The sequence below is a fragment of the Citrobacter sp. Cu231 genome (genome assembly GCF_030332265.1).
GTDB classification, from domain to species: domain Bacteria; phylum Pseudomonadota; class Gammaproteobacteria; order Enterobacterales; family Enterobacteriaceae; genus Citrobacter; species Citrobacter meridianamericanus.
The window spans coordinates 101,248-119,384 of the sequence record NZ_JAOWIE010000029.1 but is presented as its reverse complement, the minus strand read 5'-3'; the positions used below and the strand labels follow the sequence as shown (position 1 = coordinate 119,384).

Sequence of the window (18,137 nt, the reverse complement as noted above, 5' to 3'; positions counted from 1 at the left end):
AAGTAGGCCTGATAAGGCGCAGCCGCCATCAGGCAGTCATATTGCTCGGTATTAATGAATTTGAGGTGTTATGTCTGTGGTTATAAGTGATGCCTGGCGTCAGCGTTTTGGCGGTACGGCGCGTCTGTATGGCGAAAATGCGCTGCAACTGTTTGCCCAATCGCACGTTTGTGTGGTCGGGATTGGCGGCGTGGGATCCTGGGCGGCGGAAGCACTGGCGCGCACCGGCATTGGCGCCATTACGCTCATTGATATGGATGATGTGTGCGTCACCAATACTAACCGCCAGATCCATGCTCTACGCGATAACGTTGGTTTAGCAAAAGCTGAGGTGATGGCGGAACGTATCCGCCAGATTAACCCAGAGTGCCGGGTTAACGTGGTCGATGATTTTGTTACGCCGGACAACGTTGCAGAATATATGAACGCGGGATTTTCGTATGTCATTGATGCGATTGATAGCGTGCGTCCAAAAGCGGCGCTGATCGCTTACTGCCGGCGTAACAAAATCCCGCTGGTGACGACCGGTGGTGCGGGCGGGCAGATCGACCCGACACAAATACAGGTCGTTGATTTGGCAAAAACCATCCAGGATCCGCTGGCGGCCAAACTACGTGAGCGGCTGAAAAGCGATTTTGGCGTGGTGAAAAACAGCAAAGGCAAACTGGGCGTGGATTGTGTGTTCTCGACCGAAGCGCTGGTTTACCCGCAAGCAGATGGCTCTGTATGTGCGATGAAAGCGACGGCTGAAGGGCCGAAACGTATGGATTGTGCATCCGGATTTGGCGCGGCCACGATGGTGACCGCTACCTTTGGTTTTGTTGCCGTTTCACACGCACTGAAGAAGATGATGGCGAAAGCGGCGCGTCAGCATTGAGTTTGATATGCCGGATGGTGACTTCGCTCTCCGGCAAACAACCCTCAAATTTGTCGGGCAACCTCAAAAATCGCCTCGTTCAGGGCATGCAGCCCCTGGCTACGCGAGGCGCTGAGCTGCGTGCGTAAACCCAGCTCGTCAAATAATGCCATTGGCGAATGCGCCAGTAACTCGGTGGCCGTTTTACCTTCGACGGCCGTGAGTAAGACGGCCAACAGCCCGCGCACAATGCGACCTTCGCTATCGCCGAAGAAATGCAGAGTGCCATTCTCATGAAGGCTATGCCCCAGCCAGACGCGGTTTTCGCAGCCCGCAATCTCTTTGGCCTGAGCCTTTAGCGCATCCGGAAGCGCAGGAAGCTGCTTCCCCAGCAGAATCAACTGGCGATATTTATCTTCCCATTGGGTGAGCGGGATAAAGATATTGCGCAATGTCTCTTCAGTTATGGTTGTGCCAAACGGGTGTCCGGCGAACAGAGGGCTTGTCATTAATCCACCAATATTTCCAGGGCGCGGTCAACGGCTGCGACCAACGCTTCCACATCATTTTGCGTATTATAAGGTGCAAATGAGGCGCGTAGCGTCCCGGATACGCCCAGTTCTGACAGCAGAGGCTGAGCGCAGTGTTGTCCTGCACGCAGCGCAATACCATATTCGGCCAGCAACGTCACCATGTCGCTGTGATGAACACCTGCGAAATCAAAGGATAACAGACTGGAGTCCTGGCAGCGGAAGGACCGAAAACCGGGGCGTTTCGCCAGCGCATCTTCTGCCAGCGTCGCCAGACCACGGCTCCAGTTTTCAGCCTGTGCAGCATCAATGTCATCCAGCCATTCGAGCGCTGCGCTTAGCCCGATAACGCCAGCAACGTTAGGCGTCCCGGCCTCAAGCTTCCATGGCGCAGCCTGAGTGGTGAAACCGTCAAAACTGACTTCACTAATCATCTTACCGCCGCCGAGCCAGGGGGACATGGCTTTCAGCAGTTCCGGTTTTCCGTACAGCACGCCAATGCCAGTGGGGCCGTACAGCTTGTGGCCCGAGAACGCATAGAAATCAATATCTAACTGCTGAACGTCGGCGGGAAAATGGACAATCCCCTGAGCGCCATCGACCATCACCACCATCCCAGTCGCATGGGCGAGCGTAATGGCGCGGACCAGGTCCGGACACCCCCCGGTGACGTTCGACATCTGTCCGAGCGCCAGAATGCGGCTGCGTGGGGTGATGAGTTGCGCGAGGCGCTCAACGTCTGGCAAGAACTGGGCGTTGAGCGGCAGTCTGACGACCTTAGCCCCCGTTTGTTGCGCAACCATTAGCCAGGGAACGAGGTTGGCATGATGTTCCGCCACGCTAACGATAATTTCATCGCCCGGTTGTAAACGCGGCCGCGCATAGCTTTGGGCAACCATATTGATAGCTTCCGTCGTGCCACGGGTCCAGACGATTGTTTTGTCATCCGGCGCGTTAATCAGCCGTGCGACTTTTTCCCGCGCGGCTTCATAGCGAGCGGTCAGGCGCTGTGCTTCGGTAAACTGGCTGCGATGGACGTTCCCGGCGCTGAGGCTATAAAACTGATGGGTAGCCTCAATTACCGCCTGCGGCTTCAGCGCTGTGGCAGCGCTGTCGAGATAAACGCCTGCATCGTTGAGTGCGGGAAATTGTGCGCGAAACTGCGCGGGGTTAAAAGCGTTCATGGTATTCCTCAGTTCAGTAACCCGATCGTGGCGCAAAAAGGGCGCTGATACAAGGGTTGTGCTAACCATCGGAATACTCTGGATATCCTGGCAAAGTCTGCGTAGTGTCTTATGCTAATTAGCGTTAGGCTAGCAATTTAGCCTGTTACGGAGTGTGTTTTTAATAGCATAAATCGCTTTAAGGAGAAGAAGATGAAAAAGACTGCCGCAATTATCTCTGCTTGTATGCTGACTTTTGCCCTGAGCGCCTGTTCCGGTTCGAATTACGTGATGCACACCAACGATGGTCGAACGATTGTATCTGATGGTAAGCCACAGACCGATAATGATACGGGGATGATTTCGTATAAAGACGCTAATGGCAACAAACAGCAGATTAACCGCACCGATGTGAAAGAGATGGTTGAGCTGGATAACTAACCGGTCGTCGTCCATCGACAAAGCGTCTGACAAAAAAAAGCACCGCAATTTGGCGGTGCTACATTAATCACTATGGACAGACAGGGTAAATGTACAGGAAGTGAAAAAGGGTAGCTTTGCTACCATGGTCTGAATCGCAGACCAATTGCAAACACAACAACACAACATCACAACCGTAAGCCAAAAGCCCACCAGAACACGCATTCCGATAAAACTTTTCGTTCCGGCTTCAGGAAGTGCCGCCACTATAGGTATTTGCTGGTAGAACCTCAACGGACAATTTATAATGGCTCAGATAAAAAAAACTAATAGGTTACACCCTGTTAGCTAATTGTTAAATTGATTTAACATCAAAGCCTAAAAGTCATGTCAAAACGATTACCACCCTTAAATGCGTTGCGTGTTTTTGATGCTGCAGCGCGTCATTTGAGCTTTACGCGCGCAGCAGAAGAGCTTTTTGTGACGCAGGCCGCAGTAAGTCATCAAATCAAGTCACTCGAGGATTTCCTGGGGCTGAAGCTGTTTCGTCGACGCAATCGATCTTTACTGTTAACGGAAGAAGGCCAAAGCTACTTCCTCGACATCAAAGAGATTTTTTCGCAATTAACCGACGCGACGCGTAAACTTCAGGCACGCAGTGCAAAAGGTGCGCTTACCGTCAGTTTATTGCCCAGTTTTGCGATCCAATGGCTGGTGCCCAGACTCTCTAGCTTTAATTCAGCTTATCCGGGAATCGATGTCAGGATCCAGGCGGTGGACCGTCAGGAAGACAAACTGGCTGATGATGTTGATGTGGCGATTTTCTACGGACGAGGCAACTGGCCGGGTCTGCGCGTTGAAAAATTGTACGCAGAATATTTATTGCCGGTCTGCTCGCCGCTATTACTTACCGGTGATAAACCGTTAAAGACACCCGAAGATTTGGCAAAACACACACTGTTGCACGATGCCTCGCGCCGCGACTGGCAGGCTTATACGCGCCAGCTTGGCCTGAACCACATTAACGTACAGCAGGGACCCATCTTCAGCCATAGCGCCATGGTGCTCCAGGCTGCTATCCATGGACAGGGAATTGCGTTGGCTAATAACGTCATGGCGCAGTCCGAGATTGAAGCCGGACGTCTGGTCTGTCCGTTTAATGATGTTCTGGTCAGCAAAAACGCATTTTATCTGGTTTGTCATGACAGTCAGGCAGAACTGGGTAAAATAGCCGCCTTTCGTCAGTGGATTCTGGCGAAAGCGGCCACGGAACAAGAAAAATTCCGCTTTCGTTATGAACAATAATTTTACGTAGGGTATTCACATGACCAGCCGTTTTATGCTGATTTTTGCCGCCATCAGTGGCTTTATCTTTGTGGCGCTGGGCGCCTTTGGGGCACATGTTCTGAGTAAAACCCTCGGTGTCGTTGAAATGGGGTGGATCCAGACAGGCCTCGAATATCAGGCTTTTCACACGCTGGCCATCTTTGGCCTGGCCGTCGCCATGCAGCGACGCATTAGCATTTGGTTTTACTGGAGTAGCGTGTTTCTGGCATTAGGGACGGTGCTGTTTAGCGGCAGCCTTTATTGCCTCGCGCTCTCTCATTTACGCCTGTGGGCGTTTGTTACCCCCGTTGGCGGCTTCAGTTTCCTTGTGGGTTGGGCGCTGATGCTAGTGGGTGCTATTCGATTGAAACGTAAGGGCGTTAGCCATGAATAAGGTAGTACTGTTGTGTCGCCCGGGTTTTGAAAAAGAGTGCGCCGCAGAAATTACGGATAAAGCAGGACGTCGGGAAATCTTCGGGTTTGCCCGGGTGAAAGATAATGCGGGTTACGTCATCTTCGAATGTTATCAGCAGGACGATGCCGAAAAGCTCGTGAAAGAGTTGCCGTTTAGCTCGCTGATTTTTGCCCGTCAAATGTTTGTGGTGGGAGAGTTGCTGCAATATTTGCCGCCGGAAGACCGCATTACGCCGATTGTCGGCATGTTGCAGGGCGTGGTGGAGAAAGGTGGTGATCTGCGTGTCGAAGTTGCTGACACCAATGAAAGCAAAGAGCTGGTGAAATTTTGCCGTAAATTTACCGTACCGCTACGTGCGGCACTGCGCGAAGCGGGCGTGCTGGCAAAGTATGAAACGCCAAAACGTCCGGTGGTTCACGTCTTCTTTATCGCACCTGGCTGTTGCTATACCGGCTATTCCTGGCCTGACAATAACTCTCCGTTCTACATGGGGATTCCGCGTCTGAAGTTCCCGGCGGATGCGCCGAGCCGATCAACGCTGAAGCTGGAAGAAGCGCTGCACGTGTTTATCCCTGCCGATGAGTGGGATGAGCGTCTGGCTAACGGAATGTATGCGGTGGATTTAGGTGCGTGTCCTGGCGGTTGGACTTATCAGTTGGTTAAACGCAACATGTGGGTTTATTCCGTGGATAATGGCCCGATGGCGCAAAGCCTGATGGATACCGGGCAAGTTACCTGGCTGCGTGAAGACGGATTTAAGTATCGCCCAAACCGCAACAACATTTCGTGGATGGTGTGCGACATGGTGGAGAAACCCGCAAAGGTTGCCGCCCTGATGGCGCAGTGGCTGGTCAACGGCTGGTGTCGTGAGACGATCTTTAACCTCAAACTGCCGATGAAAAAACGCTACGAAGAGGTGTCGCAAAACCTGGCTTACATTCAGGCTCAGCTTGACGAGCATGGCGTAAATGCCCAGATTCAGGCGCGTCAGCTGTACCATGATCGTGAAGAAGTAACCGTACACGTGCGCCGTCTGTGGGCTGCCGTCGGTGGTCGTCGCGACGAGCGATAAGTTAACATTGCAGGCCGGATGAAGCGTCAACGTCTTATTCGGCCTGAATTGTTTCAATCAGCGGCGTATCTGAAACGATATGCGTCACGTCATCCAGATGCCCAATCCGGGCCTCCCCCGAACGATTAAACTTACTTTTATCGATCAGCAATAAAGATTGTGCTGAGCGCTTAAGCAGAATGGACTTGAAGTCGGCGTTGGTGGCATTGGAGTCCCAGAGCGCACCGTCGTTGTCGATCCCCTCACAGGAAAAAATAAACAGGTCAATCTCAAGAGATTTGAGCTGCGAGATGAGCGAGGAGTTAACGTAGCAACCGTATTTTCGCTCAAGGCGACCGCCGGAGCTGATGAGTTGAATGTGTTCACGCTTAGCCAATTCCTGGCAAATGGGCTGGCTGTTGGTAAAAACGTGAATGTTGATGTCCGGTAGCTGTCGCGCCAGGTACCAGCATGTTGAGCTGGCGTCTAAGGCTATCACCATACCTTCTTCGATCCATGCCAGCGCTTCGCGGGCAATATCCGCTTTGTGGGCATAGTGGCTTTTGAGTCGCATATGAAACGGATCGCCGCTGTCCTTGTTTTCCCGGTGAATAACTTTCGCCCGCCCGTGATTACGTAGCACTTTTCCCTGGGTCTGTAACTCACTGAGATCGCGGCGGATGGTCTCTTTGCTGACGTTCAGTTGCAACGCCAGAGCTTCGGTTGTCAGGCTTTTATGGTTAGTAAGCAGATCTACGATTGCCTGCTGGCGCGCCGCTTTCATGTTCTGATCCTCATTATATGATGAATGCCCGTACCAGACGGGCATTCTGACCAGAGATTACGGCGTTACCCCTTTTTTTAAAAGAATATTCCCGTACTTTGCCCGCTCTCCTGTGATAACGATCGCAAACGCCTTTTGTGCGCGTTCATAGAAGGCGTAGCGATCAATACGCGTAATGTCCGGGCAAGGGGTCTGTAGTGAAAGCGCCTGACGGTAGCGAGCCTCAACGTCAGGATCGAGGGTGTCTCCTTCAACAGCGGCCATCATCACCAGCGGTGGGGCATAGCTGTCCAGTTCAAAGAGTGGAATAACCGCCTGCAGCAGGTCGCTGACTATCAGGCCGTCAGCGCGAATAACCTGCGGCCCCATGCTGTGGGCCGGGAAGTGGGCATCGGAAAAGATAATCTCATCGCCGTGGCCCATTTCAGCCAGCACCTTCAGCAGGTCGGGCGAAATTAAGGGAGATATCGTTTTGAGCATGTTACTCGACTCCTGTGAGTTCGGATTCGGTTTGCGGATAAAAGTAACGGTACTGATACCGCACCTGCGCGCGCGCCTGTTCGGGAGAGGAAAATTCCCCGATGCCTGACCAGGCAAACATCGCGGCGCCCGCTACGGTGGTTTCGGCATCATCCAGCACTTTGACCGGCATTTTGAGCACGTTCGCTTTGATCTGATTCCACAATGCGTTGCGGCTTCCCCCGCCAACCAAAAGCAGCTCGGTCGCCTGGAAGTAACCGATTTTTTCCAGCGTGTGCAGATTTCGCTGCAGTTGTTCTGTCAGCCCTTCCAGCGCGGCGCGATAGAAGTGTCCGCGGGTAGTATTGAGGGTGACGCCTTGCCAGCCCGCATTTTGACAGGCCAGCAGGTCGCAGTGCATCTTCACGCCTTCGGCACCTGCCGGGATTGCCCTGGCTTCGTCAATCAGGGTTTGCCATGGGGTATCAGCAGTCCACAACAACTTGCGTACCCATTCGAGGACACCGGAAGCCAGCCACTGCATACCGGGATTATTCAGTCCGGGCTGGCTATCCAGTTCACAGGTTGAACCCGCATAATGGCTAAGCTGGGAGGTATCCACCTGCGCGCTGCGCACCATCAGAATTTCCCATGTACCGGAGGAGAGCACCGGTTCATTTGGCTGGGCTCCAGCGCCAAATAGCGCAAACTGCGTGTCGTGTCCGGCAGATATGACCGGAATACCCGCCGTAAGCCCAAGCAGGCTGGCGGCCTCCTGTTGCAGAACGCCTATTTGTTCTCCCGCTTCAACCAAACGTGGGAACAGACGACGCGGTATACCCGTTGCCTGTAAGATGTCATGACTAAAATCGCGCTGCTGGATGTCCAGCATCTGGCTGGTGCCCGCCATGGTGATATCGGTAGTGAACTCGCCGGTTAAACGGTGGTTAATGAGCGACGAGATGAATAGCCAGGCGTGCGCCTGTTCCAGTAGTTGCGGATGGTTTTCTTTTAGCCAAACCAGTTTATACAGTGTGTTGAAGCTAAACGCGCCGACGCCGGAAATTTCCTGCAGCTGCTGCGGTGACATGTAGCGGTGGATATTCTCCATTACCGCCGTGGTGCGTGGGCATTTCCAGCTGATCACCGGATAGAGTTGTTTGCCATTTTTATCAACCAACGCGCCGTCTACGCCAAAGGTGGTGACGGCGATCGCACGAACCTGGCAGGCGGCCAGTTGCGCAGAGAGCCGCTGACTGCAGTCGGCAAAACGTTGCAGAATGGCCTCCAGCGACCACTGATGCCAGGTGCTGTTTTCAGCAGCGATGTCACTGGCGTTTGGGGTCGACGCACGAGCGACAATCTTTCCCTGTCGGTCAACGGCGATAGCCCGTACGTTGGTCGCGCCACAGTCGAGGACCAGGATAACGTCTTGTTTCATAAAAACTCCTGAAACGTTGCCGGATGATGGGGTTAAAGCCGTATCCGGCCTACAAAAGCCACTGCTGTAAGGCCCGGTAAGCTTGCGCCACCGGGCTGAGTCGCATTAACGCTTATAAAGCGGGCCATAGTTCTGGCAGGCGCGGTAATCCTGGCCTTCAGTATCCATACCATGGGCAGCCCAGGAGGAAGGGCGGTAAATTTTCTCATCGATCACGTTGTGCATACACACCGGGATACGCAGCATGGCGGCAAGAGTGATGAAGTCCGCACCCACGTGACCAATCGTCAGTACGCCGTGGTTTGCGCCCCAGTTAGCCATCACGGAATAGACATCGCTGAATGGACCTTTACCGGTTAAGCGCGGGGCAAACCAGGTGGTCGGCCAGGTGGAGTTGGTGCGCGCATCAAGCTGGTCATGCATGTCTTTCGGCAATTCCACGCTCCAACCTTCGGCGATTTGCAGCACCGGTCCCAGGCCCTTGATGATGTTGATGCGGGTCATGGTGAACGGCACGCCGCCTTCGGTCAGGAAGCGAGAAGAGTAGCCGCCCCCACGGAAGTATTCGTGAATAGCAGGACACCATTCGGTTGCCGCCAGGCAATCATCCGCTTCTTTCTGCGAGATTTCCCAGTGCGGTTTCATGGTTGGTTTCCCTTCGCCGTCGCGCTGTTTGCAGGAGCCGTCCAGCGCTGCGGATCCGGAGTTAATCAGGTGAATGATGCCGTGCTCAGCAAGGCCGGTCAGCGGTTTACCCGTGACGCGTTCAACCGCCTCTGGCGACCAGTAGGTACGCACATCGGCAAAGACCTGCGCCGTGCCAGTAAGTTGATGACCGAACAGCATCGCTACACCGTTCAGGCTGTCATTTTCGGTGGCGACAACAAACGGTTCACGTATCCCATTCCAGTCAAAAGAGCTGTTGAGCAGCGCTTCGGCGGTGTCACCATTCGGATATTGATCCGTCCAGTGACGTTGACCCTGAAAGCCTGCGGCAATCGCGTTGTAACCCAGAGATTCTTCGACCAGACCTTTGTCTGCCAGCTTCTGGTTACCCTGCATCATGTCGCGAATGCACATGGCCATCAGCAGACTCTCTTTCAGCACCGCGCGGCTCTGTTCTGCATTGCGTTTATATTGCTGCGCGTTCTGATCCTCGCCGTAGCGGAAGTTTTTGTCCGCCCACGCCAGCGCCATTTCCAGCTCGGTTTCATCATATATTTTCTGGTCAATACGACGACGCAACTCGGTCATATCCACCGCCTGCACCTTCATGCCCAGCCAGGATTCAAAGAAGTTATGGTCGACGATAGAACCTGCAATACCCATAGACACGCCACCGACAGACAGATAGCTTTTGCCTTTCATATTGGCAACGGCTAAACCCGCGCGGGCAAAGCGCAGCAGTTTTTCTTCAACATCAGCAGGAATCGAGGTGTCGTCCGCGTCTTGTACGTCATGACCATAAATGGAGAACGCAGGAAGACCTTTCTGGTTGTGGGCTGCCAACGCGGCCGCCAGATAAACGGCCCCCGGACGTTCCGTGCCGTTGAAGCCCCAGATAGCTTTCGGGCGCATCGGATCCATATCGATGGTTTCGCTCCCGTAGCACCAGCATGGGGTAACGGTAATTGTCACGCCTACGTTTTGACTGCTGAATTTTTCTTCACAAGCGGCAGATTCAGCCATCCCGGCGATGCAGGTGTCGGCAACCACACATTCAATTTGTGCGCCACAGGCATGCCGAAGTTTTTCCGTGATCAGCGTGGCGGTGGCTTTAGCCATATTCATGGTTTGTTCTTCGAGAGACTCACGTACACCCATACGACGTCCGTCAATAACCGGGCGAATACCAATTTTTGGTAAGCTGATTTTTTTCATCACAGATTCCTCACGTTATTCGGATAAATATTTAGTTGGCTGCCGTTTGTGAGCGGAAGCGGGCAAAAATAAAGATGATGGCGAAGCAAAGTGCTGGGACCAGTTCTGCTGTAGGGATATTGCCAGCGGCGTCGCTGACAAAACCCATTACTGGCGTCACAATGCCGCCGCCAATAATGGTCATGACAATAAAAGACGAGCCGTATTTGGTGTCCTGTCCCAGGTTTTTGATCCCCAAAGAGAAAATGGTTGGATACTGAATCGACATAAATGCGCTGCATAACGTCAGAGCCAACAGGCCGATTTGACCACCGGTGAAGGCGGAAATCAGGCACAAGACCATGGCGAGCAGGGCATAAGCGGCCAGCACTTTATGCGGCGCGAAGCGGCTGATAAGCCATGTGCCGGAGAAACGACCGATAAAAAAGCACACCATGGTGCCGGTCAGATAGTTAGCGGCGAAACCTGGGGTCATGCCAGGGATCTCTTCGATAGCGTAACGGATCAGGTAGCTCCAGCAGGCAGTTTGCGCGCCGACGTAGCAGAATTGCGCCAGCACAGCCCAACGCCAGTGACGAATACGCACCAGACGGGAAAGGGATGCGGAGAATGAACTCTGAGCGTTGTCACTGTGGTCGTCACTTTGCAGGGTCGGAAATTTTGTAAACATAATCAGCAGGGCGACCAGTAAAACGACCGCGACGATGATCATATAAGGGGTTTGTACCGATAAAACCAGGCTGTGCTTGTAGGCACTCAGTTGTTCCGGAGCCATTTTATCGAGTACGTCCTGAGATTGATGCGGCACATTAGACAAAATAAGACTTTGCCCAAAAACGACCGCAATAATGGCACCAAATGAGTTAAAAGTTTGTGCCAGATTGAGTCGGAAGTGGCCGCCGCTTTCCGGGCCCAGTACCGTTACAAACGGGTTGGCTGCAGTTTCAAGGCAACCTAAACCAGCAGCGATAATAAATAAACCAATCAGGAACAGGGTGTAATTCATTACCTCGGCTGCGGGCCAGAATAATGCCGCGCCGACGGCGTATAAAAATAGTCCGGTAATAATCCCTGCTTTGTAACTTAATTTTTTCATCAGGATCCCTGCCGGGATTGGAATGATGAAATAACCAAAATAAAAAGCAGATTGAATCAGGCCAGCTTGAAAGTTAGTCAGTGTAAAAGCTTGCTGAAACTGTGGTAATAAGATGTCATTAAGATTATTAGCAACAGCCCAAAGAAAAAACAGAGAGCAGAGTAACGCGAAGGGAATGACATAATTTTTTGTCTGCCCCCGGTCTACTGCACGAAAACTTTGCGTTTGTATTGATGTGTTTCCCATAGCATCCTCATCAGTTCATAAGCATGTTCAACAGCTTAAGAGTAAGGCGGGTGATTTCACCAACCTGCTAATCCAGGTGAGTTCCGGTAATCTGCCAGCCAGAATTGGCCTTCACAAATGAACTCATGAATTCATTTTCAAATAAAAAACGGCTATTAATATGATGACGGTCACACTTATGCTCAGGGCGCGAGTTTATGTGATTATCATCACTTTAATTTCTGTAAAACAATGACCGTTTGAGAAATAAGTTATTAAAACCCACAGAGTAAATGCCCGAATTAATTAGTTGGGAAGAAAACGGGCAGCTTTAACAAATTATTCGCAAATGACCGTTTTATAATGCTTTCATTAAGAACGGACATTTTTACAATATGATATTTATCCTGCTTTTTTTTATTCTGTGTTATTAGTTGATGAAGGTCACAAAATCCAGTGCTAAAAATTCCCTTCTCTTTATTCAGCATGATGATAGTTAGCAAATAGCCGCCTAATTCAACAGAGCGCCGAGGTATTAGCAATGTTCTGTTGTCGCATTTTGACTCACTGAGAGAGGTAAGTAATGGAACGAAATACGCTGGCACGGCAGATTATCGATACCTGCCTGGAAATGACCCGTCTGGGGTTGAATCAGGGGACTGCGGGTAACGTAAGCGTGCGCTTTCAGGACGGGATGTTAATTACCCCGACGGGCATTCCATATGAAAAACTCACTGAATCCCACATTGTCTATATCAATGCTGAGGGACAGCACGAAGAAGGGAAGTTACCTTCCAGCGAGTGGCGGTTCCATATGGCAGCCTATCAAACACGTCCGGATGCTCAGGCGGTGGTTCATAACCACGCCGTACATTGCACGGCTGTTTCTATTCTCAATCGTCCAATCCCGGCAATCCATTACATGATTGCGGCGGCGGGGGGAAACTCTATTCCGTGTGCGCCTTATGCGACGTTTGGCACACGAGAGCTGTCAGAGCACGTTGCGGTAGCGTTGAAAAACCGTAAAGCGACGCTGTTGCAACATCATGGTCTGATCGCTTGTGAAGAAAATCTGGAAAAAGCTCTGTGGTTAGCCCATGAAGTGGAAGTGCTGGCGCAGCTTTATCTCAGTACGCTGGCGATCACCGATCCGGTTCCAGTGCTGGACGACGAGGCTATTGCTATTGTGCTGGAAAAATTCAAAACATATGGATTGCGTATTGAAGAATAGGAGATAAATACGATGGCGAACAGAATGATTCTGAACGAAACGGCATGGTTTGGCCGGGGAGCTGTTGGCGCATTAACCGATGAAGTTATCCGTCGCGGTTATCGCAAAGCGTTGATTGTGACAGATAAAAATCTGCTGCAGTGCGGCGTTGTCGATAAGGTGACTTCCCGAATGGATGCTGCAGGTCTGGCTTGGGAAATCTATGCTGGCGTTATTCCTAATCCAACCATTGCAGTGGTGCAGGAAGGATTGGAGGTTTTTCAGCGAAGTGGCGCAGACTATCTGATTGCCATCGGCGGAGGCTCCCCGCAGGATACCTGTAAGGCGATTGGCATTATCAATAATAACCCTGAGTTTGCCGATGTACGCAGCCTTGAAGGGTTATCACCGACGCGTAGCCCGAGTGTGCCGGTTATGGCTATCCCAACCACCGCGGGAACGGCGGCAGAAGTGACCATTAACTATGTGATCACTGACGAAGAAAATCGGCGTAAGTTTGTTTGTGTTGATCCACATGACATCCCACAGGTGGCGTTCATCGATGCTGACATGATGGACGGCATGCCTGCTGCGTTAAAAGCCGCGACCGGCGTGGATGCACTGACGCATGCTATTGAAGGATACATCACGCGGGCGGCGTGGGCGTTGACCGATGCGCTGCACATCAAAGCCATTGAAATTATTGCCGGGGCATTACGCGGTTCGGTTGCAGGTGAGAGCCAGGCAGGTGAAGCAATGGCGCTGGGCCAGTACGTAGCCGGGATGGGCTTTTCAAACGTCGGTCTGGGGCTAGTGCATGGCATGGCACATCCGTTAGGTGCGTTTTATAACACGCCGCATGGCGTAGCGAATGCTATTTTGCTGCCGCACGTGATGCACTACAACGCCGAATTCACCGGAGATAAATTCCGCGATATCGCCCGGGTGATGGGGGTTAAGGTTGAAGGATTAACGTTGACAGAAGCGCGGAAAGCAGCAGTGGATGCCGTCTTTGCGCTTAACCGCGATGTAGGGATCCCCCTGCACTTACGCGACGTTGGTGTACGTAAAGAGGATATACCTGCGCTGGCGCAAGCGGCATTAGACGATGTTTGTACCGGTGGAAACCCGCGTGAAGCGAGTCTTGGTGATATCGTCGAGCTGTACCATACTGCCTGGTAATCACCTGGCGTTTATCTGGCCTACAGGGGACGATAAGTAGGCCGGATAAGCGCAGCGCCATCCGGCAATAAGACTACCGCGCTAGCCGTAGCTGCTGTAGGTTTCCATCGATATGTAAGTCCGTTTGCAGCCGTGCGATATCACGACACAGAAACGCCATCTCGTGGTGTATCTCCAGTTTCTTGCGCCACTTCTCCGGTACCTCATCAAGATGCGCGTAAATCCCTTCCAGATGCTGAAACTGAACGAGTAGCTGGGTCGCACTTTTCGGACCAATGCCCGCGACACCGGGCACTTTTGAGCTGCTTATTCCTGCCAGTCCCCAGTAGTCCGGCAATTGTTGCGGAAGCACTCCGAACTCTTTCTCAATGAATGGGGCATCCAGCCAGCGCTTCTGGAAGTAGTCGCGAATGCGCAGCGTAGGGGAGAGCAACTGGCAATAGCCTTTATCAGTGGAGACAATCGTGGCCTGGTGCCCGGCTTGAGTCACCTTTACCGCCAGTGTGGCGGCTAAATCATCGGCCTCATTACCGCTCGACACCCAGCAGCAGACGCCACGCTGTTCAAAAGCGGCCCGTAAGGCGGGCATTTCCTGGTGCAATTCATCAGGCATCGGCGGGCGGCCGGCTTTATAGTCAGGCAATCGTTGATGACGCCAGCCGCTGTTGCGCGCTTCGTCATCAAATACCGCCACGGCGTGGGTAGGCTGACTGTGCACAATCAGCTGATCGAGCGCGTGCTGACACGTCTCCACGCAGGGTGAACCCTGTACGGCGTGAATGCGGCGGATAAGATTCAGTGCATCGACAATGAGCAGGTGGACGGCCACAGTGTTCTCCCTAACAAATCAGTCTGTAGGGTAACATTCACGGCGGGTGGAGGCGAATAGTTGGCAGCAAAACAGGAAGAGGCCTCGCAAAAGAGACCTCTTCAGGGGACTTAATCGCAGGTGACAATCTTCATTGCCAGACCGCCGCGAGAGGTTTCGCGGTATTTGGCGTTCATGTCTTTACCGGTTTCGTACATGGTCTCGATAACTTTGTCGAGGCACACGCGCGGCTCACTGGTACGGCGCAGCGCCATACGTGCGGCGTTAACCGCTTTCACGGACGCAATCGCGTTACGCTCAATGCACGGTACCTGTACCTGGCCGGCAACCGGATCGCAGGTCAGACCCAGGTTGTGTTCCATACCGATTTCCGCCGCGATGCACACCTGCATTGGGCTACCGCCAAGCAGTTCAGCCAGACCGGCCGCTGCCATGGAGCAGGCCACGCCGACTTCACCCTGACAGCCAACCTCGGCGCCAGAGATAGAGGCGTTCATCTTGTACAGTGAACCAATGGCGCTCGCGACCAGCATGTAGCGTGCCAGCGAGTTAGCGTTCACTTCGCGGATAAACTTGTCGTAGTAAGCCAGCACGGCAGGAACAATCCCGCATGCACCGTTAGTTGGCGCAGTGACTACGCGTCCACCGGCTGCGTTTTCTTCATTTACGGCCAGTGCGAACATGTTGATCCAGTCAACAACCGCCATCGGATCAGTGGTGGTTTTATCGCTACTAACCAGCATACGACGCAGCGCCGCCGCACGACGAGGAACGCGCAGTTTGCCCGGCAATACGCCTTCGGTGGTGATGCCGCGCTCAATGCCGCTGCGCATGACTTCCCAAACGTTGGCAAAGTGTTGTTCCAGCTCTTCTTTGCTGTGCAGCGCCAGTTCGTTTTGCATCATCAGACCGGAAAGCGACAGGCCGGTTTCCTGGCAATGACGTTGTAAATCAGCCGCAGATTTATACGGATACGGCACGTTTACCGGAGAGTTATTCGGTAAACCAAAATGTTCTTCATCAACGATGAACCCACCGCCAATGGAATAGTATGTCTGGCTGTAAATGGCTTTTTCGCCTGCCAGTGCGGTAATACGCATCCCGTTTTCGTGTAGAGACAAATTGTCCGTATGGAAGTTCATGCACTTGTCGACCGGGAATTCGACCTCATGTTGGCCGTCCGCCAGTAGCAAACGTCCATGAGTATTCACATCCTGGATAAAGGCCGGGATGGCATCAATATCGACGGTATCCGGCAGATTACCCGCCAGGCCCATAATAATCGCGATGTCGGTATGGTGACCTTTCCCCGTCAGAGACAAGGAGCCATAGACATCAACCACTACGCGGGTTACGTCAGTGAGAATTCCGCGTGCAATCAGGTCATCCGTGAATTGTTTGCCTGCTTTCATCGGGCCAACAGTATGGGAGCTGGAAGGGCCAATGCCGATTTTGAAAATATCGAATACGCTAATCATGAGGCGTCCATTGTGTATCGAGGTGCGCCGCCCCAAGGAGCGGCGCAGGGGAATTAACTGAACAGAGAGTAGAAAATAGCGGAGATAGCGATCAGGCCCATAATGACAACGAAGACGTTGCTGATATGGCCGCTGTACTTACGCATTGCCGGTACTTTCTGAATGGCATACATCGGCATCAGGAACAGAATCATCGCGATGATTGGGCCACCCAGGGTCTCAATCATACCGAGGATGCTCGGGTTCAGCGTTGCCACAATCCAGGTGGTGACCAGCATGAACAGCGCAGTGATTTTGTTCAGTTTGTTGATTTCGATGGATTTGCCTTTACCACGCAGAGACTTAATCACCATACCGTTGAAACCTTCACGCGCGCCCAGGTAGTGGCCGAGGAAGGATTTGGTGATAGCGATAATCGCGATGATCGGTGCCATCCAGGCAATGATCGGTGCGTTAAAGTGGTTCGCCAGGTAAGACAGGATAGAGATGTTCTGCTCTTTCGCCGCAGCCAGATCCGCCGGGGTCAGGCTGAATACGCAGCTGAAGACGAAGAACATAACGGTCAGTACCATCATGATGTGAGCGAATGCCAGAATCTTGGAGCATTTCTTCTCAGCTTCATCACCGTATTCTTCACGTTTCGCCACGGCGAAAGAGGAGATGATCGGTGAGTGGTTGAAGGAGAACACCATTACCGGAATTGCCAGCCACAGGGTCAACAGCAGACCGTTGCCGGTGGTTGCTGCAGAGTCAAAGGACAGGGTTTCCAGAACCGCGCCGCTCCACTGAGGGATCAGGTACAGCGCCAGCAGCATCAGGGCTGCAACGAACGGGAATACCAGGATGCTCATCGCCTTCACGATCATCTGCTCGCCGAAACGCACGATGGTCATCATGCCGACAATCAGGATCAGAGACAGAATTGCGCGCGGTGGCGGCGTAATGGCCAACTGGTGGGTCAGGAAGCTTTCCACGGTATTGGTGATTGCTACGCTGTAAACCAACAGAATCGGGTAGATAGCGAAGAAATAGAGCAGAGTAATCAGTTTACCCGCGCCAACACCGAAGTGTTCTTCTACTACTTCAGTGATGTCTTCACCCGGATTTTTACCGGACAGCACAAAGCGAGTCAGGCCGCGGTGTGCAAAGAAGGTCATCGGGAAAGCAAGGATCGCCATGATGATCAGCGGAATCATACCGCCTACGCCTGCGTTGATTGGCAGGAACAATACACCCGCGCCAATCGCCGTGCCGTAAAGGCCCAGCATCCACATGGTGTCTGTCTTGCGCCATGCGCTGCGGGTCTGGCCCGTAACGATAGTGCTGGTTTGAGTGTTTTCCATCTATTTCTCCTGGAGGAAGCTTAAAAAGTCGGGTTTTGGGTCAATCCAATGAAAAAGAACCCGACTGTAAATCAAAATTCGTTGAGCGATTTTTTATGTAATTTTTCGCCGTAATAATTTGCGGGCGGAAAGATACATTTAAGTAATGAATCTATCAGTGATCGCGATCTCAAATGCAATAATCCACCTTTTATGTGGATAAATTTGGACCATTAAGCTGTTAAAAAATAGTCAAAGCGAATTTACTGGCGCGAAGGCTAACATTAACGACATATATCATGAAAGCGAAGGTGCGGGGATACGAGGGTTACGCTACAAAAGATGTTGTTTTTAGAGGAATTTAGCGATTGATAATAATTTCCTAAGATAAATCACGGTTGGATTTTGTAGGCAATCGTTTGCCTTGCGTGTCATTTTTAAAGAAAAATCACTGATATCTATATAATGT

General features: G+C 52.2%; 17 protein-coding genes. 7 read left to right on the top strand and 10 right to left on the bottom strand.

The window, feature by feature from the left end:
* The first annotated feature begins 70 nt into the window (after positions 1 to 70).
* Complete coding sequence (gene tcdA / locus OGY15_RS03615; protein ID WP_151218275.1) at positions 71 to 877, top strand: tRNA cyclic N6-threonylcarbamoyladenosine(37) synthase TcdA; 807 nt, start codon at positions 71 to 73, stop codon at positions 875 to 877.
* Between the two features lie 44 nt (positions 878 to 921).
* On the opposite strand, the gene csdE is transcribed toward tcdA, so the two are convergent.
* Together csdE and csdA are read right to left on the bottom strand one after the other, a co-directional pair.
* Positions 922 to 1,365 (bottom strand): cysteine desulfurase sulfur acceptor subunit CsdE, encoded by a 444-nt coding sequence (csdE, locus tag OGY15_RS03610; RefSeq protein WP_151218274.1) that lies wholly within the window; start codon positions 1,363 to 1,365, stop codon positions 922 to 924.
* Positions 1,365 to 2,570 carry a cysteine desulfurase CsdA gene (csdA, locus tag OGY15_RS03605; protein WP_252838639.1) on the bottom strand — a complete coding sequence of 402 codons (1,206 nt, stop codon included), beginning with the start codon at positions 2,568 to 2,570 and terminating at the stop codon, positions 1,365 to 1,367. The genes csdE and csdA overlap by 1 nt, the downstream gene beginning before the upstream one ends.
* A 192-nt stretch (positions 2,571 to 2,762) precedes the next feature.
* Between csdA and OGY15_RS03600 the strand changes: the two genes are divergently transcribed.
* The 4 genes from OGY15_RS03600 (at position 2,763) to rlmM (ending at position 5,782) form a co-directional block, all read left to right on the top strand.
* Positions 2,763 to 2,990: a YgdI/YgdR family lipoprotein gene (locus OGY15_RS03600; protein ID WP_151218272.1), complete on the top strand. Its 228-nt coding sequence runs from the start codon at positions 2,763 to 2,765 to the stop codon at positions 2,988 to 2,990.
* Between the two features lie 366 nt (positions 2,991 to 3,356).
* Positions 3,357 to 4,274 carry a glycine cleavage system transcriptional regulator GcvA gene (gene gcvA, locus OGY15_RS03595; RefSeq protein WP_151218271.1) on the top strand — a complete coding sequence of 306 codons (918 nt, stop codon included), beginning with the start codon at positions 3,357 to 3,359 and terminating at the stop codon, positions 4,272 to 4,274.
* A 19-nt stretch (positions 4,275 to 4,293) separates the two neighbouring features.
* On the top strand, positions 4,294 to 4,689 hold the full coding sequence (locus OGY15_RS03590; protein ID WP_005130969.1) for a DUF423 domain-containing protein: 396 nt from the start codon (positions 4,294 to 4,296) through the stop codon (positions 4,687 to 4,689).
* On the top strand, positions 4,682 to 5,782 hold the full coding sequence (gene rlmM, locus OGY15_RS03585; protein WP_003034040.1) for a 23S rRNA (cytidine(2498)-2'-O)-methyltransferase RlmM: 1,101 nt from the start codon (positions 4,682 to 4,684) through the stop codon (positions 5,780 to 5,782). Before OGY15_RS03590 ends, rlmM begins: the two co-directional genes overlap by 8 nt.
* Positions 5,783 to 5,816: 34 nt before the next feature.
* On the opposite strand, the gene fucR is transcribed toward rlmM, so the two are convergent.
* The 5 genes from fucR to fucP all read right to left on the bottom strand — a co-directional run bounded on the left by fucR (position 5,817) and on the right by fucP (position 11,668).
* Entirely contained in the window at positions 5,817 to 6,545 is a 729-nt protein-coding gene (fucR, locus tag OGY15_RS03580; protein WP_151218270.1) for an L-fucose operon activator, read from the bottom strand.
* A 57-nt stretch (positions 6,546 to 6,602) separates the two neighbouring features.
* Positions 6,603 to 7,025: an L-fucose mutarotase gene (fucU, locus tag OGY15_RS03575; RefSeq protein WP_151218269.1), complete on the bottom strand. Its 423-nt coding sequence runs from the start codon at positions 7,023 to 7,025 to the stop codon at positions 6,603 to 6,605.
* Between the two features lies 1 nt (position 7,026).
* Positions 7,027 to 8,445, bottom strand: a complete 1,419-nt coding sequence (gene fucK / locus OGY15_RS03570; RefSeq protein ID WP_286538317.1) for an L-fuculokinase — start codon at positions 8,443 to 8,445, stop codon at positions 7,027 to 7,029.
* 105 nt (positions 8,446 to 8,550) lie between these two features.
* Entirely contained in the window at positions 8,551 to 10,326 is a 1,776-nt protein-coding gene (fucI, locus tag OGY15_RS03565; protein WP_151218267.1) for an L-fucose isomerase, read from the bottom strand.
* Positions 10,327 to 10,357: 31 nt separating this feature from the next.
* Positions 10,358 to 11,668: an L-fucose:H+ symporter permease gene (gene fucP, locus OGY15_RS03560; RefSeq protein WP_151218266.1), complete on the bottom strand. Its 1,311-nt coding sequence runs from the start codon at positions 11,666 to 11,668 to the stop codon at positions 10,358 to 10,360.
* A gap of 562 nt (positions 11,669 to 12,230) precedes the next feature.
* Here fucP and fucA point away from each other — a divergent pair.
* Together fucA and fucO are read left to right on the top strand one after the other, a co-directional pair.
* Positions 12,231 to 12,878 carry an L-fuculose-phosphate aldolase gene (gene fucA, locus OGY15_RS03555; protein WP_151218264.1) on the top strand — a complete coding sequence of 216 codons (648 nt, stop codon included), beginning with the start codon at positions 12,231 to 12,233 and terminating at the stop codon, positions 12,876 to 12,878.
* Between the two features lie 12 nt (positions 12,879 to 12,890).
* Positions 12,891 to 14,039 carry a lactaldehyde reductase gene (gene fucO / locus OGY15_RS03550; RefSeq protein WP_151218263.1) on the top strand — a complete coding sequence of 383 codons (1,149 nt, stop codon included), beginning with the start codon at positions 12,891 to 12,893 and terminating at the stop codon, positions 14,037 to 14,039.
* Positions 14,040 to 14,112: 73 nt separating this feature from the next.
* Here fucO and xni read toward each other — a convergent pair whose 3' ends face one another.
* The 3 genes from xni to OGY15_RS03535 all read right to left on the bottom strand — a co-directional run bounded on the left by xni (position 14,113) and on the right by OGY15_RS03535 (position 17,689).
* Complete coding sequence (gene xni, locus OGY15_RS03545) at positions 14,113 to 14,868, bottom strand: flap endonuclease Xni (RefSeq protein WP_187253131.1); 756 nt, start codon at positions 14,866 to 14,868, stop codon at positions 14,113 to 14,115.
* Between the two features lie 110 nt (positions 14,869 to 14,978).
* On the bottom strand, positions 14,979 to 16,346 hold the full coding sequence (locus tag OGY15_RS03540; protein WP_151218261.1) for an L-serine ammonia-lyase: 1,368 nt from the start codon (positions 16,344 to 16,346) through the stop codon (positions 14,979 to 14,981).
* A gap of 53 nt (positions 16,347 to 16,399) precedes the next feature.
* The gene (locus OGY15_RS03535) at positions 16,400 to 17,689 is read right to left on the bottom strand and encodes an HAAAP family serine/threonine permease (RefSeq protein WP_151218260.1); all 1,290 of its coding nucleotides are present in this window, start codon (positions 17,687 to 17,689) and stop codon (positions 16,400 to 16,402) included.
* Between the last annotated feature and the right edge of the window lie 448 nt (positions 17,690 to 18,137).

What these genes read in the sequence shown, in the direction of transcription:
- tcdA (WP_151218275.1), top strand. Translation starts at nt 71, where the DNA reads ATGTCTGTGGTTATAAGTGATGCCTGGCGTCAGCGTTTTGGCGGTACG.
- csdE (WP_151218274.1), bottom strand. Translation starts at nt 1,365, where the DNA reads ATGACAAGCCCTCTGTTCGCCGGACACCCGTTTGGCACAACCATAACT.
- csdA (WP_252838639.1), bottom strand. Translation starts at nt 2,570, where the DNA reads ATGAACGCTTTTAACCCCGCGCAGTTTCGCGCACAATTTCCCGCACTC.
- OGY15_RS03600 (WP_151218272.1), top strand. Translation starts at nt 2,763, where the DNA reads ATGAAAAAGACTGCCGCAATTATCTCTGCTTGTATGCTGACTTTTGCC.
- gcvA (WP_151218271.1), top strand. Translation starts at nt 3,357, where the DNA reads ATGTCAAAACGATTACCACCCTTAAATGCGTTGCGTGTTTTTGATGCT.
- OGY15_RS03590 (WP_005130969.1), top strand. Translation starts at nt 4,294, where the DNA reads ATGACCAGCCGTTTTATGCTGATTTTTGCCGCCATCAGTGGCTTTATC.
- rlmM (WP_003034040.1), top strand. Translation starts at nt 4,682, where the DNA reads ATGAATAAGGTAGTACTGTTGTGTCGCCCGGGTTTTGAAAAAGAGTGC.
- fucR (WP_151218270.1), bottom strand. Translation starts at nt 6,545, where the DNA reads ATGAAAGCGGCGCGCCAGCAGGCAATCGTAGATCTGCTTACTAACCAT.
- fucU (WP_151218269.1), bottom strand. Translation starts at nt 7,025, where the DNA reads ATGCTCAAAACGATATCTCCCTTAATTTCGCCCGACCTGCTGAAGGTG.
- fucK (WP_286538317.1), bottom strand. Translation starts at nt 8,445, where the DNA reads ATGAAACAAGACGTTATCCTGGTCCTCGACTGTGGCGCGACCAACGTA.
- fucI (WP_151218267.1), bottom strand. Translation starts at nt 10,326, where the DNA reads ATGAAAAAAATCAGCTTACCAAAAATTGGTATTCGCCCGGTTATTGAC.
- fucP (WP_151218266.1), bottom strand. Translation starts at nt 11,668, where the DNA reads ATGGGAAACACATCAATACAAACGCAAAGTTTTCGTGCAGTAGACCGG.
- fucA (WP_151218264.1), top strand. Translation starts at nt 12,231, where the DNA reads ATGGAACGAAATACGCTGGCACGGCAGATTATCGATACCTGCCTGGAA.
- fucO (WP_151218263.1), top strand. Translation starts at nt 12,891, where the DNA reads ATGGCGAACAGAATGATTCTGAACGAAACGGCATGGTTTGGCCGGGGA.
- OGY15_RS03540 (WP_151218261.1), bottom strand. Translation starts at nt 16,346, where the DNA reads ATGATTAGCGTATTCGATATTTTCAAAATCGGCATTGGCCCTTCCAGC.
- OGY15_RS03535 (WP_151218260.1), bottom strand. Translation starts at nt 17,689, where the DNA reads ATGGAAAACACTCAAACCAGCACTATCGTTACGGGCCAGACCCGCAGC.